Origin of the sequence: Arthrobacter sp. MA-N2, from assembly GCF_000517125.1 — a bacterium.
GTDB classification, from domain to species: Bacteria; Actinomycetota; Actinomycetes; order Actinomycetales; family Micrococcaceae; genus Arthrobacter; species Arthrobacter methylotrophus.
In genome coordinates this window covers 1,220,341-1,233,954 of sequence record NZ_KI912155.1, presented here as the reverse complement: position 1 = coordinate 1,233,954, position 13,614 = coordinate 1,220,341, and the positions used below count along the sequence as shown (strand labels likewise).

11 protein-coding genes are annotated in these 13,614 nt (G+C 65.0%); 5 read left to right on the top strand and 6 right to left on the bottom strand.

Annotation, left to right across the window (positions count from 1 at the left end; translation table 11 throughout):
- Positions 1 to 921, top strand: coding sequence for a cation diffusion facilitator family transporter (locus A3M3_RS0106330; protein WP_028265644.1), 921 nt, complete (start codon positions 1 to 3; stop codon positions 919 to 921).
- Between the two features lie 18 nt (positions 922 to 939).
- Here the strand turns inward: A3M3_RS0106330 and A3M3_RS0106325 are convergent, their stop codons facing one another.
- Both A3M3_RS0106325 and A3M3_RS0106320 read right to left on the bottom strand, forming a co-directional pair.
- Positions 940 to 3,702, bottom strand: coding sequence for a PEP/pyruvate-binding domain-containing protein (locus A3M3_RS0106325; protein ID WP_028265643.1), 2,763 nt, complete (start codon positions 3,700 to 3,702; stop codon positions 940 to 942).
- Positions 3,703 to 3,743: 41 nt separating this feature from the next.
- Positions 3,744 to 4,796, bottom strand: coding sequence for a universal stress protein (locus A3M3_RS0106320; protein WP_028265642.1), 1,053 nt, complete (start codon positions 4,794 to 4,796; stop codon positions 3,744 to 3,746).
- A 401-nt stretch (positions 4,797 to 5,197) separates the two neighbouring features.
- Between A3M3_RS0106320 and A3M3_RS0106315 the strand changes: the two genes are divergently transcribed.
- A complete protein-coding gene (locus tag A3M3_RS0106315) occupies positions 5,198 to 5,857 on the top strand; it encodes an FAD-binding protein (protein ID WP_035741431.1) in 660 nt (219 codons plus the stop codon).
- Here the strand turns inward: A3M3_RS0106315 and A3M3_RS0106310 are convergent, their stop codons facing one another.
- Positions 5,858 to 6,490, bottom strand: a complete 633-nt coding sequence (locus A3M3_RS0106310) for a copper resistance CopC family protein (protein WP_028265640.1) — start codon at positions 6,488 to 6,490, stop codon at positions 5,858 to 5,860.
- A 114-nt stretch (positions 6,491 to 6,604) separates the two neighbouring features.
- Here A3M3_RS0106310 and A3M3_RS0106305 point away from each other — a divergent pair, with 114 nt between their 5' ends.
- The 3 genes from A3M3_RS0106305 to A3M3_RS0106295 all read left to right on the top strand — a co-directional run bounded on the left by A3M3_RS0106305 (position 6,605) and on the right by A3M3_RS0106295 (position 9,533).
- On the top strand, positions 6,605 to 8,047 hold the full coding sequence (locus A3M3_RS0106305; RefSeq protein ID WP_028265639.1) for an NCS2 family permease: 1,443 nt from the start codon (positions 6,605 to 6,607) through the stop codon (positions 8,045 to 8,047).
- 74 nt (positions 8,048 to 8,121) lie between these two features.
- Entirely contained in the window at positions 8,122 to 9,102 is a 981-nt protein-coding gene (gene hutG, locus A3M3_RS0106300) for a formimidoylglutamase (protein WP_028265638.1), read from the top strand.
- Between the two features lie 209 nt (positions 9,103 to 9,311).
- A complete protein-coding gene (locus tag A3M3_RS0106295; protein ID WP_028265637.1) occupies positions 9,312 to 9,533 on the top strand; it encodes a hypothetical protein in 222 nt (73 codons plus the stop codon).
- A 78-nt stretch (positions 9,534 to 9,611) separates the two neighbouring features.
- Here A3M3_RS0106295 and A3M3_RS0106290 read toward each other — a convergent pair whose 3' ends face one another.
- From A3M3_RS0106290 to A3M3_RS0106280, 3 genes are all read right to left on the bottom strand, one after another.
- On the bottom strand, positions 9,612 to 9,860 hold the full coding sequence (locus A3M3_RS0106290) for a hypothetical protein (protein ID WP_028265636.1): 249 nt from the start codon (positions 9,858 to 9,860) through the stop codon (positions 9,612 to 9,614).
- A 194-nt stretch (positions 9,861 to 10,054) separates the two neighbouring features.
- Positions 10,055 to 11,701: a histidine ammonia-lyase gene (hutH, locus tag A3M3_RS0106285; protein ID WP_442853095.1), complete on the bottom strand. Its 1,647-nt coding sequence runs from the start codon at positions 11,699 to 11,701 to the stop codon at positions 10,055 to 10,057.
- 62 nt (positions 11,702 to 11,763) lie between these two features.
- Complete coding sequence (locus A3M3_RS0106280; RefSeq protein WP_028265634.1) at positions 11,764 to 13,521, bottom strand: urocanate hydratase; 1,758 nt, start codon at positions 13,519 to 13,521, stop codon at positions 11,764 to 11,766.
- Between the last annotated feature and the right edge of the window lie 93 nt (positions 13,522 to 13,614).

The window sequence follows — 13,614 nt, the reverse complement described above, 5'->3', positions numbered from 1 at the left end:
ATGGGGCACGATCACAACCACTCACACGGCGTCACCGCAACCGGCAAACACCGGAAGCGGCTCATCGCTGTCCTGGGCATCACCCTCGCGGTGGTGGTCATCCAAGTGGCGGGCGCCGTCGTCTCCGGTTCATTGGCGCTGCTGGCCGACGCAGGCCACATGCTCTCCGATGCCGCAGGCGTGTTCATTGCGTTGCTTGCCGCCTGGATAGCCACCCGGCCCGCAAGTGATCAACGCACTTACGGGTACCAGCGTGCCGAGGTCCTGGCAGCGCTGGCCAATGCCCTCATTTTGATCGTGATCTCCGTGGTGATCTTCATCGAGGCGCTCCGCCGTTTCGGGGAGACGCCGGAGATCCACACCGACGTCATGCTCTTTGCTGCCATTCTGGGCGCGGTCGCCAACCTGGCCTCACTCCTCATCCTGCGAGGGGCCCAGAAGGAGAGCCTGAACGTCCGCGGCGCCTACCTCGAAGTCCTGGGCGATCTGTTGGGTTCGTTCGCCGTCATCGCGGCCGCGATTGTCATCATGGTCACTGATTTCCGGGCCGCCGACCCCATCGCCTCCATCCTGATCTCGCTCATGATCCTGCCCAGGGCCTGGCATTTGCTGCGCGATGTGGTCGACGTACTGCTGGAGGCCACACCCAAGGGTGTCGAGGTCAAAATGATCCGCGAGCACATCCTCTCGGTCGAAGGCGTGGTGGCCGTTCACGACATCCACATCTGGACCATCACCTCGGGCGTTCCGGTCTTCTCGGCCCACGTAGTGGTGGAGGACCGGATACTGGACGCCACAGGCGCGGACCGGCTCCTGGACCAACTCGGGTCCTGCCTCGGCTCGCACTTCGACACCGAGCACTGCACCTTCCAGCTGGAACCCGCTGGCCACTCGGCACACGAAACGCACCAACACGCCTAGCTCGGCATTGAAATCGAGCTAGGTGGCCACCGTCCCCGTGGCGCCGTCCACCGTGATCCTCTGGCCTGAACTGATCCGGGACGTGGCATCCGGGACCCCCACGACTGCGGGAATCCCGTACTCACGGGCCACGACGGCGCCATGGGAGTTGGGCCCACCCATCTCCATGACAAGGCCCCCGGCAGTCAGGAACAGGGGCGTCCAGCCGGGATCCGTGGAGGGTGCCACCAGGATCTCCCCGGGTTCAAGATGCGCGCCCTCAGGGTCCATGATCACCCTGGCCGCAGCGGTCACCGTTCCCGCCGAAGCCGGGGTTCCCAGCAGCATTCCGTCCGGAGCCATGCTGTCCGGAGCCATGCTCTGCACCGGGCGAACTCCCGTCCCCCGGTGCAGCCCGGAGGGCAGGGCTTCCGGTTCCGTGCCGTCCGAGAGCAGCACGCGGGGCACGTGCCGGCGTCTGAGTTCAAGCTCATAGGCCTGACGCCGCTCCGCTACCAAGGCACGGAGATCCGCGCCCTCCAGGCCACGGTGGGCGTCATCGAAATCCAGGAAAAAGACATCCCCGGCGTCGTCGACTCTTCCCTCGTCCGCCAGGATCTCCCCGACGGAGGCCAGGTGCGCGCGGACCGCGGCGAAGCCCAGGACCAGGTTGTACTTGGGAAGCTCGCGGAGACCCACGAACATCCGCGTCCGCTCAAGTGCCATTTTCACGATTTTGGCGTGGAGCGGACTCCTGGACCGCGCACGGGCCACCAGCACCGCAAGCTGTTCCTCGGCGTCGTGGGCCGCTTTCTCGAACTGTTTGTCCGGCGGCAGACGGGTATTGTCCAGGCGGAGGTAGTTGGCCAGAACTCCGACGATGTGGGTGGGGTCCTCGGACCAGCGGGGCACGCCCAGGTCGATCTCCGCGATGGCCCGGTGCCCGTAGTCGCGGAGGAACGCTGCCAAACCCGATTGCGCGACGGCGGGTAACCCGCCGTCGCGGTAGCTCTCCGCGAGGGCACTGGGTTCGCCGCAGCTAAAGGCCTCGGCGGAAGCGTCGTCGAGACGGATACGGCTTGCGAGCCGCCACAACTCAAGGTCCATTTCTGCAGTGACGTTGTTGGGCAAGCCGCGGATGACAGTCTGGAGCTCACCCCAGGAGGCCTGCTCGCCAAGCAGTTTGCGGACCAGCCCCATCATTGCGAAGCCCAGTGCCACGGGGGGCAACATGGCGGGGAGCATGGGGAACAATTCCTCGCCCAAGATCCGCTCTGCATGGTCCAGCCTTTCACGGGCTGTGGCATCGGCGGAGATTTCGAGCGCAACCTTCAGCTCCCCGCCCACCCGTTCCACCTTCTCCAGGGCGGCGTTCGGCCGGAAGAGAGCGCGAAGGAAGGTTTCAGGGACGCGGAAACGGAGCAGAATCGGGGCGACGTGCCGGATCAGTTTGAACGGCGTCCTACTGGTGACGGCGAAAAGCGGGTCCTCGAACAAGGAGCGCATGATCGCCGCCGAACGCGCCTCCATGACGTCGAAGATCCTGGGCACGAGGGTCCGGCCGATCTCGCTCCGCAGCACCGAAGAGAAATCAAAGTAGATCCGCTGCCCTGCCTCGTAATAGGGCGAAGGGCCTTTCCGTGGTTCGGGAACCCGGAATCCCGCCGCACCAGCTACCGAGGACGCCATGAGCCTGATGCTTGCAAGGCCCATGGGAGTCAGGGGACGGGTCAGGCCTTGGGCGAGGCTGAAGCAAAGGTACGCGTGCGGACCGGAGACCGCGGGCTGGCGGGTCATTTGCGGGTAGAGAGTGGTGATCGGCCGGGCTTGGGTAAGCCACAGCTTGCGGTCGCCATCGATGGCCCATTCGGTGTCCTGCGGTGCCCCGTAGTGCTCCTCGACTCGCTGGCCGAGGACTGCGAGCGCCCTGATTTGCGAATCATCAAGGCAGGCAAATCCGGCGCCCCCGGCTGCGTTCCGGGATTCGGGAGCCTCGATCCGTTCGGTGCCCCCTCCGGGGATGGGGCGGATCAGCAGCTTCCGGTCCCCGATCCTTCGTTCCGTGATCCTGCCCGTCAGCGAGTCCACCACGAAGTGGTCCGGATTCACGGCGCCCGAGACCACGGCCTCGCCAAGCCCGGGACTGGCGTCAATGACCGCCTCGCGGCGCCGCCCGGTCACCGGATTGGCGGTGAACAACACCCCCGCGGTCTCAGCGTCCACCATTCGTTGAACCACGACGGCGAGGCTCACCGCGGCGTGGTCGATTCCGTTGCGTGACCGGTAGCTGACCGCCCGGTCCGTCCACAGGGAGGCCCAGCACTTGCGGACGGCTTCCAGCACGGCGTCCGCACCCACGACATTCAGGTAGGTGTCCTGCTGCCCGGCAAAACTCGCGAAGGGCAGGTCTTCGGCCGTGGCGGAGGATCTGACGGCCACCGCGGTTTCCGCGTCCAGCGCGGAGTAGGCCAAGCGAAGGGCGCCCTCGACGGCGGCGGGGATCCCGGCGTCGAGCACTGCTTGCCTTGCCCCGGCCGCAAGGGAAGTGAGCCCCTGGAGGTCTCCGGGATCTGCTGCCCTAAGACCACGGAGAATATCCCCGAGCCCTCCCGTTCCTGGGCTTGCTCCGGGCTGAAGTGCGTGCCGATACGCCTCGGTGGTCAGGCAAAATCCGGGCGGGACCGGAAGGCCCGCCCGGATCAGCTCGCCCAGGTTGGCCGCCTTGCCGCCGACCCTTGGCAGCATGTTTGCCCGGATCCGGAACAGTTCGATGATGTAGCCAGGGTCTGTGTAATCCGCCATCTTCGCCTGCCCGCGTCCCCCGGTCCTTGGCCGCTTGAAAGCTATACGGCGCCGAGCATGGGACCGAAGTTGACGCGGTCTGCCAGCCTGGGATCCTCGCGGTCAGGAACAACCAGCACGGGGCCTTTGGCGTGGTGCAGGACTCCGTCGGACGTCGATCCCAGGAGCATCCCTGCGAAGCCTCCCCGTCCTCGGGTGCCGAGCACGACGAGTTCGACGCCGCGGCTCACTTCCACGAGGACTTCAACGGGCGAACCGTCCAGCAGTTGCGTCTCCACGGGAAGCTTGGGGAAGTGGCTCTTAATCCATGCCAAGCCTGCTTCGAGTTGAACCTGGATGTCCTTGAAGAGCGCTTCCCGGTCCAAGGGGGCCGGAACCCAGGCCAAGGAGCCGCTGTACTCAGGTACGGCGCAAATGACACGCAGCTTTGCACCCATGCGTTGGGCTTGTTCGGCGGCTTCCAATACAGCTACACGAGCCTGTTCCGAACCGTCCACACCCACTGCCACCACATTCTCGATCATGTGGGGACCGGCCTTTGCCCGCTCGGCCTTGATGTGCTTGTCCTCCGTGGTTTCGCCCAAGCGGTCCGCACAGAAGAGCGGGACAGTCACAGTGGGGCACTTGGAGTGCGCCGGAAGGGCGCTGCTCACGGAGCCCAGGAGCCTGCCCACGAATCCGCCGCGTCCCCGGGTACCGAAGACCAGGAGCTCTGCCGTTTCGGACAGATCAAGCAGCACACCGGAGGCATCTCCGTTCTCCACCGATCCATCGACGTCGATGGCATAGCCGGAAACCTTCTCAAGGGCCTGCTTGACGATTGCCTCGGCACCGTCCCGGATAACGGAGTCATCCACGGTTGCATAGCCCCCGTCCAAGCCGGAAGCCGCGAAGATAGGCACGGAGTAGGCCGTGACTACATGCAGCGGAAGCTGCCTGCGTTCGGCCTCGCGTGCAGCCCAAATAAGGGCGCATTGACCGTGTTCACTACCGTCAACGCCCACCACGATCCCGCCGGGGGCAATCGATGGTTCCACTCTGCTGTCTTCCGTCTCTGCATGATGACTTTCAGAGTGTTTGCCGTGCTGGTCCATGGGCCCTGCTTCCTCGCACTGCTGCTGGCTGATGTTGCGGCTATTCTGCCAGAGGCCGCGCCAACAACGTGTTTCTTGCTTGACTGCCGTGAGTTGCGGTCTCCAATGCTCACTATTCTCGTTTGCAAGGGCCGAATCAAGCGGGAAGAATCGCCGGTGGAAACCCGCCCGAGCGGCTTGGATTCGGCAGGATCGCCGCGTAAGAAACGCTTTGGCAGACATGCCGATGACGGGGCTATCCACCACGCGATTTCTTCTGTAATGTTCGAGGCACTGGTGACCGGGGATAGTGTTTTTCAACACGTCAACGGCTATCAGTTGCGACCGCTTGGGGGACCCGGACGCCGCCCGTGTTGCCTTCGGCAACGCATCTTTCAAGGAGGAGCCAAGCTGTGTCAACCATGCCTGCTGCGAGTACGGAACGCACCACCACCGTGGTCATCGGTACCGGCATGTCCGGCTTGGCCGTAGCTAGTGAACTCAGCCGCTACGGAGTGGACGCGATCGTGGTAGACGGGATGTATGTCCCCCGTACTTCGCAGCCGCTCAACACCGGCATCCTCCAGCGCTGCGACGCCGCTGACGCCGCCTGCCTCCAGGAGCGCAGCGAAATCCTGAGGCACCTGCGCAACTATGCAGCCAGCCACAGCCTCGATGTACGGAGCACGACGCGAGCTGTCCGCCTGGATCGTTTGGACGAGACCCCCGCCGGCGCGGTCTCGCCGGGCTTGGCCTCTCCAGAAGCGCCTTCCCGCCAATGGGCCATCCACACGGCCAACGGAGTACTTCTGGCCGACCACGTTGTTGTCACTCGCTGCGGGCAGAGCCAGTTGCGGAGGATGCTCGCCGAACTCGGCATCGCCATCGGACAGAATCTCGTCGCCGCCATGCGCGCGATGGGAATGTATCTGGTGGGCGTTGGTGAGCTCGCCACGCCCACGCCCAAGGAAGTCCTGCGCCAAGCCAAGGTAGTGGGCCAGGCGATTTCCGCCAAGGTGCACCCGGGCAGCGTCCATGGGGCCCTTACCGGCACCTTCGCAGCAGTTTCGGCCCTGGCCTAGCTACGGTTCCTTTGACTCATCGTCGCTGGACTCCTCGGAGTCCCCTGCCAGCCGGCGTCGTGCAGTGACACCCAGGAACACCAAGAGCCCCGCGGCCACTACTGCGAAGGCCACGATGCTCCAAGGGAAGGGCTGGGAAGCATCGGTGGTGTTTTCCGGCGTCGTGGTGGACCCCGGAGCCGCAGTGCCGGCGGTGGGAACCTCGACCGAAGGCGCGGGTCCCACCGCGCCGCCGCCCGCCGTCGTACTTCCTGACTTCGCGGTGAAAGTGAACGTGCCCTCAATGGGGTGCGAATCCGAACTGACCACACGCCACACCACCGTGAAGACCCCGGCAGGTGCCCCGGACCGCAACTTCTGCGATACCACGGTGTCCACAATGTCCACGGAACCGTCTGCCCAGTCCTGCCCGGACGCGTCTTTGACCTGCACCTGCGAGCCGAGCAAGAGCGGCCGGTTGTTGAAGGTGATCGACACGGCATCGGGGACGTTGGCAACGGTTGATCCGTTGGCGGGCGAGGTTGACTCGGCGACGTCGTGCGCGAAGGCAGGTGCCGCCGAGAACAGGGCGGCCGAAAAAAGGGCCGCGGTGAAAGCGAGGACGACGGCAAGCAACTGGCGGATGGGGCGCATGAGCGATGGACTCCCTTAGTGTTGGATTCCTTACAGACTAGGCGAATTCGCGAGTGCACCGAAGCTGCGGGCATAGGATTTGAGAGCACATTTCCCCGATTCCCGGAGACCTCCATGCTCAAACAGGGCTCAGCCATCGATCGCTACTTCAAGATTTCGGAACGCGGATCCAACTACTCGCGGGAAATCCGAGGCGGCTTCGCCACCTTCTTTGCCATGAGCTACATCGTGGTCCTCAACCCCTTGATCCTTTCCGGGGCGGACTCCCATGGCGCCTCGCTAGGGTTCGCCGCCGTCGCCGCCACCACTGCCTTCGTGGCAGGCATCATGACCATCATTATGGGAGCTTGGGCAAAGCACCCCTTCGCCGTGGCTACCGGACTGGGCGTCAATGCCTTCGTGGCCGTCACGATTGCCTCGCATCCCGGCCTGACGTGGCCGGACATGATGGGCCTCGTCATGCTCTCGGGGTTGACCATGCTCATCCTGGTGCTCACCGGTTTCCGGACCGCGGTGTTCAAGGCCGTACCCGAGGCACTGAAGACCGCGATCGTGGTGGGCATCGGCCTCTTCATCGCCCTGATCGGCCTGGTCAATGCCGGCTTCGTACGCCGCATCCCGGACGCCGCCGGTACCTCCGTCCCCCTTGGCCTGGGCGTCGACGGGAAGCTGCTTGGCTGGCCCACCCTGGTGTTCGTCGTGGGCCTTGTCCTGACCATCGCCTTGGTGGTCCGCAAGGTGCGTGGCGCCATCTTGATCGGCATCATCGTCTCCACGGCCCTGGCAGCCATCCTGGAATTCACCCTGCACATCGGTCCGAGTTTCGACGGTAAGAACTACAACCCCCGCGGCTGGTCCCTGGTTGCCCCGAAGTTCACCGAGTGGGCCGCCCCGGACCTGTCCCTCATCGGCAAGGCCAACCCCCTCGGCGCCTTCCAACACCTCGGCATCATCGCCGCCACCCTCTTGGCTTTCGTGATCCTCCTCAGCATCTTCTTCGATGCCATGGGCACCATGGTGGGCCTGGCGAGGGAAGCCGGAAACATCGACAAGCACGGGAACATCCCCAATGTGGACCGTGTCCTCCAAGTGGACGCCCTCAGCGCGATCGTGGGCGGCGGGGCCTCCGTGTCCTCCAACCAGATCTTCGTGGAGTCGGGTGCGGGCATCGGCGAGGGCGCCCGCACCGGACTGGCTTCGATCGTGACGGGCCTGCTGTTCCTGGTGGCCATGTTCTTCACCCCGCTCATCAACTTGGTCCCGTTCGAGGCCGTGGCTCCCGCCCTGGTGGTGGTGGGCTTCATGATGGTGTCCCAGGTGGGCAAGATCCACTGGCAGGACTGGGGTGTGGGCATTCCTGCGTTCCTGACCATGTCCCTCATGCCGTTCACCTACTCGATCGCCAACGGCCTGGGTGCGGGGTTCATTTCCTTCGCACTCATCCGCACGTTCCAAGGCCGGGCCCGCGAAGTCCATCCGCTCATGTGGGCCGTGGCCGCGGCATTCCTGCTGTTCTTCGGGATCGGTCCCGTCGAGGAAATCCTGGGCGTCAAATAGGCCTTTCCGGAATACCGGACACCCTTCGGCCGCCGGAGGTGTTTTTCGGCGTCGCCATGAGCTGAGCTTGGATCATGGAGATTTCCCCGGCTGTTGCCGACATACGCCCGACGCCGTGGACCGGCCGTTTCGACGGCGACGGCGAGCAGCACCGGCGCTGGTGGCAAGTGGTGACGCCTTACACTCCATGCGTAGAATCCCCTTGCGCGGAATCCCCCGGCGCGAGCGAAGCGGGTCCCCGGCCCGCCGTCGTCGTGGGGTTTCGCAGTGATGAAGGGGTGCGGCGCAACAAAGGCCGCACCGGCGCGGCGGCCGCGCCGGTGGCTATCCGGCAAGCCTTGGCTCCGCTGGCTTTCCATCTGGACCGGGACGTCTTCGACGCCGGCGACGTCCTTGTGGAGGACGGCTCGCTGGAGGCGGGGCAGGAGCGTGCGGGACGGGTCATTTCGGAGTTGCTCGACGCCGGCAACCTCACCGTGTTGTTTGGCGGCGGGCATGAAACCGCCTTCGCGAGCTACCTGGGAGTGGCCGGCTCGGATGCTGTACGAAGGGGCAAACGGCTGGGTGTGCTGAACCTGGATGCGCATTTCGACCTGCGTGACGAGCCGGTGCCGAGCTCGGGCACGCCGTTCCTGCAGATGGCTCGAGCGGAAGCCGCCGCCAGCCGCGAACTGAAATACGCCGTCGTCGGAATTTCCGAACCCAACAACACCCGTGCGCTCTTCGACACGGCGCATCGCTTGGGCGTGAAGTACTTGCTGGATGAGGACTGCTCCGTGGAAGCCGTCCGGGAGTTCGTGGGGCAGTTCCTGGACACGGTGGACGTGCTGTACCTGACGATTGACCTGGACGTGCTGCCGGCGTCGGTGGCTCCTGGCGTGAGCGCTCCTGCGGCGTATGGCGTTCCGCTGCCCGTCATCAGCGCTGTGTGCCGGCAGCTCGCAGCCAGCGGAAAACTCCTGCACTTGGACGTCGCCGAACTCAACCCCGGATTCGACATCGACTCGCGGACCGCCAAGGTAGCCGCGCGCTTGGTGAACACGCTGCTGGGCTAGCGGTCTGGTCGCCCACCCAACTGACTCGCATTTGTTGTCGTTCTGAGGCGTCATAACGACATCTACTGCGAGTCAGTTGGGCGCCTGCCTGTTGGATGACAGCCGGTGATCCAGCTCCCAGAATGAAGGACATCCCACGACTCTTTGCTATCTTTTGATGCAGGAATTGCCGCTCCCCCCTGCGGCACCCTGCAGAAGGAGCCCCCCCAATGAACACCGCAACAATTGAACACAACGAAATCCGCTTGTCCTTTTCGTCCGTCGATGAGGTCCACGCCGGGCTGAACCGTGCTGTCGGCACCCTCATCGAGGCCGCAGCAGACAACGGCCGCTGCGGGATCCTCGTGACCCGCCACGAGCCGGGAAACTACACGGTGGCCCTTGACGAGTCCGTGCCGTTCGGCCAGACCCGCGAAGTCATCGCCGCCTAGTTTCACATGCCAAGGAGCGGACCTCCCGCGTCATCGGGAGGTCCGCTCCTTGGCATCGGAATTCACTTGTTCGACTAGCTACGCCCGGCGCAGCACCACGCCGTCGGACTTCATGAAAAGCTGCTTGGCGGCTTCGTCAGCACCAGGTCCGGCCGGTTCAAGCCACACAACATTGCCGCTGCCCGAGACTTCCTGCACCTCCCCCGCCGCGACCACGTGTGCATGCCTTACGACTTCGATCCGCTCCCCCACCTTCAAGCTTCCCCAATTGGAAACGACGGCGGACTGTGCGATTCGCCTGGACAGGACTGTCCCGCGTGCCTTCATTGAACTTCTACCCCTTTGTGGATGTTCGTTGTTTCAGTTGTGAACGGATATTCCCCCGGCAGGCCCACGACATCGTCGGCGTGGACATGCCGTACCCCATAAGTTCTACTACACAGAAAGCGCCCCGTGGCACGTATTGCCAAACATTTCCGGGGCGCTTCCGTTTTTTCACCCGAACGATATTTTGTTCGGCCTCAGGCGAGAATTCCGACGGCGGATTCGGCGGCCGCCCGCACCTCGCCAGCAGCTACCAAGCGGTCCGCCGCTTCCAGTTCCGGTGAGAGGAAACGGTCAGTTCCGGGGCCGTCGACGACGCCGCGCAGCACCTCGATCACGGCGGCGCCAGCGGGTCCCGGAGTAAGTTCGCCACCGGACAGTTTCGTGCGGATGTCCAGTGCGCGTGCGCTAGTCACGAGTTCCACGGCCAAGACGCGGCGCAGGTTCTCGATGGCCTTGCGTAGCTTGCGGGCGGCATGCCAACCCATGGAGACGTGGTCTTCCTGCATGGCGGAGCTCGGGATGGAGTCCACCGACGCCGGCACGGCCAAGCGCTTGTTGTCCGAGACAAGACCGGCCTGGGTGTACTGGGCGATCATGAGGCCTGAGTCCACGCCGGGATCGTCGGCAAGGAAGGCCGGGAGTCCGTGTGAGCGGGCCGGGTCCAGCATGCGGTCCGTGCGGCGCTCTGCGATGGAGGACAGGTCCGCGACGGCGATGGCCAGGAAGTCCAGCACGTAGGCCACGGGGGCGCCGTGGAAATTTCCGTTGGAGGACACGCGGCCATCCGGAAGCACCACGGGGTTGTCGATAGCGGCTGCCAACTCCCGGGAGGCGACGAGCTCAGCGTGCGTCACCGTGTCGCGGACTGCGCCGGCCACCTGGGGCGCGCAACGGAGCGAGTATGCGTCCTGGACCTTCGTGTCATTCACACGGTGCGAAGCAACGATCGGTGAGTTGGAGAGCACCCGCAGCATGTTGTCCGCGCTGGCTGCCTGGCCCGGGTGGGGACGCAAAGCTGCGTGCAGCTCAGGCAGGAAAACCTGGTCCGTACCGAGCAGCGCCTCGACGCTGAGCGCAGCGGTGATATCCGCCGTCGTGAGTAGCAGGTGCAGGTCGGCGATGGCCATGAGGAGCATGCCGAGCATGCCCTCGGTGCCGTTGACCAGCGCCAGGCCTTCCTTTTCCGCAAGGACGACCGGCTCGATGCCGTGTTCGGCGAGCAGCATGGCGACAGGCCTCGTGCCCGCAGCGCCATAGAGTTCGCCGTCGGGACCGATCGCTTCGCCTTCGCCCATCAGGACCAGGGCGCAGTGGGACAGCGGAGCAAGGTCCCCGGAGCAACCGAGGGAGCCGAATTCACGGACAACGGGGGTGATGCCGGCGTTGAGGACGTCCACCATGGTCTGCAGGACCACGGGACGAACGCCCGTGCGGCCCGACGCCAGGGTCTTGGCGCGAAGGAACATGATGCCGCGGACCACTTCGCGTTCCACTGCCGGGCCCATGCCGGCGGCATGGCTGCGGATGAGCGACTTCTGCAGCTGGGTGCGGAGTTCGTTGGGGATGTGGCGGTTGGCCAGGGCGCCGAAGCCCGTAGAGACACCGTACGCGGGGACCTCGCTGTGGGCGAGGTCGTCGATGTGGGCGCGGACCTTCGCCACCGTGTCCAGGGCTTCCTGGGAAATGGTCACCTTGGCGTCGTGGCGTGCGACGGCGACGACGTCCTCCGGTGTGACTCCGCTGGAGCCGAGGGTGACGGTCAGCGGTTCGTGTGTTGGAGCCACGCGAACAGGGTTCCCTGGCCGAGCGTGCGAGGTTAGGGAGTTTGTGGGGAGTGTCATGGTGTTCCTTTCTCGCCCAACTAGCTGGCAGTTAATGTCGTTTTGAGCGCTCAAAACGACATCTAGTGCGAGCTAGTTGGGGTGGCTTCGTTCATGGGGATGCGGACGCCGCGTTCCTTTGCGACTTCGACGGCGCGCGGGTAGCCGGCGTCGACGTGGCGGATGACCCCCATGCCGGGGTCGTTGGTGAGGAGGCGTTCGAGCTTCTCGGCAGCGAGCTCGGTGCCGTCGGCAACAGAAACCTGCCCGGCGTGCAGGGAGCGGCCGATACCGACGCCGCCGCCATGGTGGATCGAGACCCAGGTGGCGCCGGAGGAGGTGTTGAGCAGGGCGTTCAGCAAGGGCCAGTCGGCAATCGCGTCGGAGCCGTCGGCCATGGACTCGGTTTCCCGGTACGGGGAGGCGACCGAGCCGGAGTCCAGGTGGTCGCGGCCGATCACGATGGGAGCCTTGACCTTGCCCTCCTTCACGAGCTGGTTGAAGAGCAGTCCTGCCTTGGCACGTTCGCCGTAACCGAGCCAGCAAATGCGGGCCGGCAAGCCTTCGAACTCGACCCGCTCGGCAGCAGCATCCAGCCACTTGTGCAGGTGGGTGTTCTCCGGGAACAGTTCCTTGATCGCCGCATCGGTCACGGCGATATCTTCGGGGTCACCGGACAGCGCGACCCAGCGGAACGGACCAAGGCCCTCGCAGAACAGCGGACGGATGTAGGCCGGGACGAAACCGGGGAACTCGAACGCCCGTCCGTAGCCGCCCTTGCGGGCCTCGTCGCGGATCGAGTTGCCGTAGTCGAAGACCTCGGCGCCGGCGTCCTGAAATTCCACCATGGCCTGCACGTGCCGGGCCATGGAAGCCTGGGCCTTTTTCGTGAAGCCTTCCGGGTCCGCCTCTGCCTCGGCGTGCCAGTCCTCAACGGTGATGCCCTCCGGCAAGTAGGACAGCGGGTCATGCGCGGACGTCTGATCGGTGACGACGTCAATGGTCAGCTCGCCGGCCTTGTGGCGGCGCAGCAGTTCCGGGAACACCTCGGCCGCGTTTCCGACGTAGCCCACGGACCAGCCGCGGCGCTCTTCCTTGGCCTTCACGACCTTGGCAATCGCGGCGTCGAGATCGGTTTCGACCTCGTCCAGGTAGCGCTTGCCGGCACGGCGGCGCAGGCGGCTCTCGTCGACGTCGACGATCAGGCACGCGCCGTCGTTCAGGGTGACAGCCAAGGGCTGGGCGCCGCCCATGCCGCCGCAACCGCCGGTCAGGGTCAGGGTCCCGGCCAGCGGGCCTTCCGTGGAGCCTTCGGCGACGGCGGCCAGGCGACCGGCAGCGTCATGCCTTGCGGCCCCGAGTTTGTTCCCGACGGCGGCAAACGTCTCGTACGTGCCCTGCAGGATCCCCTGGGTGCCGATGTAAATCCAGGACCCGGCGGTCATCTGCCCGTACATCATCAGGCCTTCGGCCTCAAGGCGCCGGAACTCGGGCCACGTTGCCCAATCGCCCACGAGGTTGGAGTTGGCCAAAAGCACCCGGGGTGCCCATTCGTGGGTGCGGAAGACGCCGACGGGCTTGCCGGACTGGACCAGCAGGGTCTCGTCCTTCTCCATGGTTTCCAGGGTGCGGGTGATCGCGTCGAACGCGGCCCATGAACGGACGGCACGGCCTGTGCCGCCATAGACGACCAGGTCATCCGGGTGTTCGGCGACCTCCGGGTCCAGGTTGTTCATCAGCATGCGCAAAGGCGCCTCGGTCTGCCAGGACTTGGCAGTGAGCTTGGTGCCGCGGGCGGCCTTGACCGGACGGGCTCCGGTGGTGAAATCGGCGGGTGCCATGATGACTCCTTCGTCTCTGGAGGTTGCTGGATGTAAGTCCTTCTGTATCCAGTAGAGCCCCTCCGCATCCTTCTTGGAACGGCTTTATGAAGG

Bases quoted from the DNA above. Each gene is read 5' to 3' on its own strand.
- A3M3_RS0106310 (WP_028265640.1), bottom strand. From the start codon at position 6,490: ATGCGCCCCATCCGCCAGTTGCTTGCCGTCGTCCTCGCTTTCACCGCG.
- A3M3_RS0106305 (WP_028265639.1), top strand. From the start codon at position 6,605: ATGCTCAAACAGGGCTCAGCCATCGATCGCTACTTCAAGATTTCGGAA.
- hutG (WP_028265638.1), top strand. From the start codon at position 8,122: ATGGAGATTTCCCCGGCTGTTGCCGACATACGCCCGACGCCGTGGACC.
- A3M3_RS0106290 (WP_028265636.1), bottom strand. From the start codon at position 9,860: ATGAAGGCACGCGGGACAGTCCTGTCCAGGCGAATCGCACAGTCCGCC.
- A3M3_RS0106280 (WP_028265634.1), bottom strand. From the start codon at position 13,521: ATGGCACCCGCCGATTTCACCACCGGAGCCCGTCCGGTCAAGGCCGCC.
- hutH (WP_442853095.1), bottom strand. From the start codon at position 11,701: ATGACACTCCCCACAAACTCCCTAACCTCGCACGCTCGGCCAGGGAAC.
- A3M3_RS0106295 (WP_028265637.1), top strand. From the start codon at position 9,312: ATGAACACCGCAACAATTGAACACAACGAAATCCGCTTGTCCTTTTCG.
- A3M3_RS0106325 (WP_028265643.1), bottom strand. From the start codon at position 3,702: ATGGCGGATTACACAGACCCTGGCTACATCATCGAACTGTTCCGGATC.
- A3M3_RS0106330 (WP_028265644.1), top strand. From the start codon at position 1: ATGGGGCACGATCACAACCACTCACACGGCGTCACCGCAACCGGCAAA.
- A3M3_RS0106320 (WP_028265642.1), bottom strand. From the start codon at position 4,796: ATGGACCAGCACGGCAAACACTCTGAAAGTCATCATGCAGAGACGGAA.
- A3M3_RS0106315 (WP_035741431.1), top strand. From the start codon at position 5,198: ATGCCTGCTGCGAGTACGGAACGCACCACCACCGTGGTCATCGGTACC.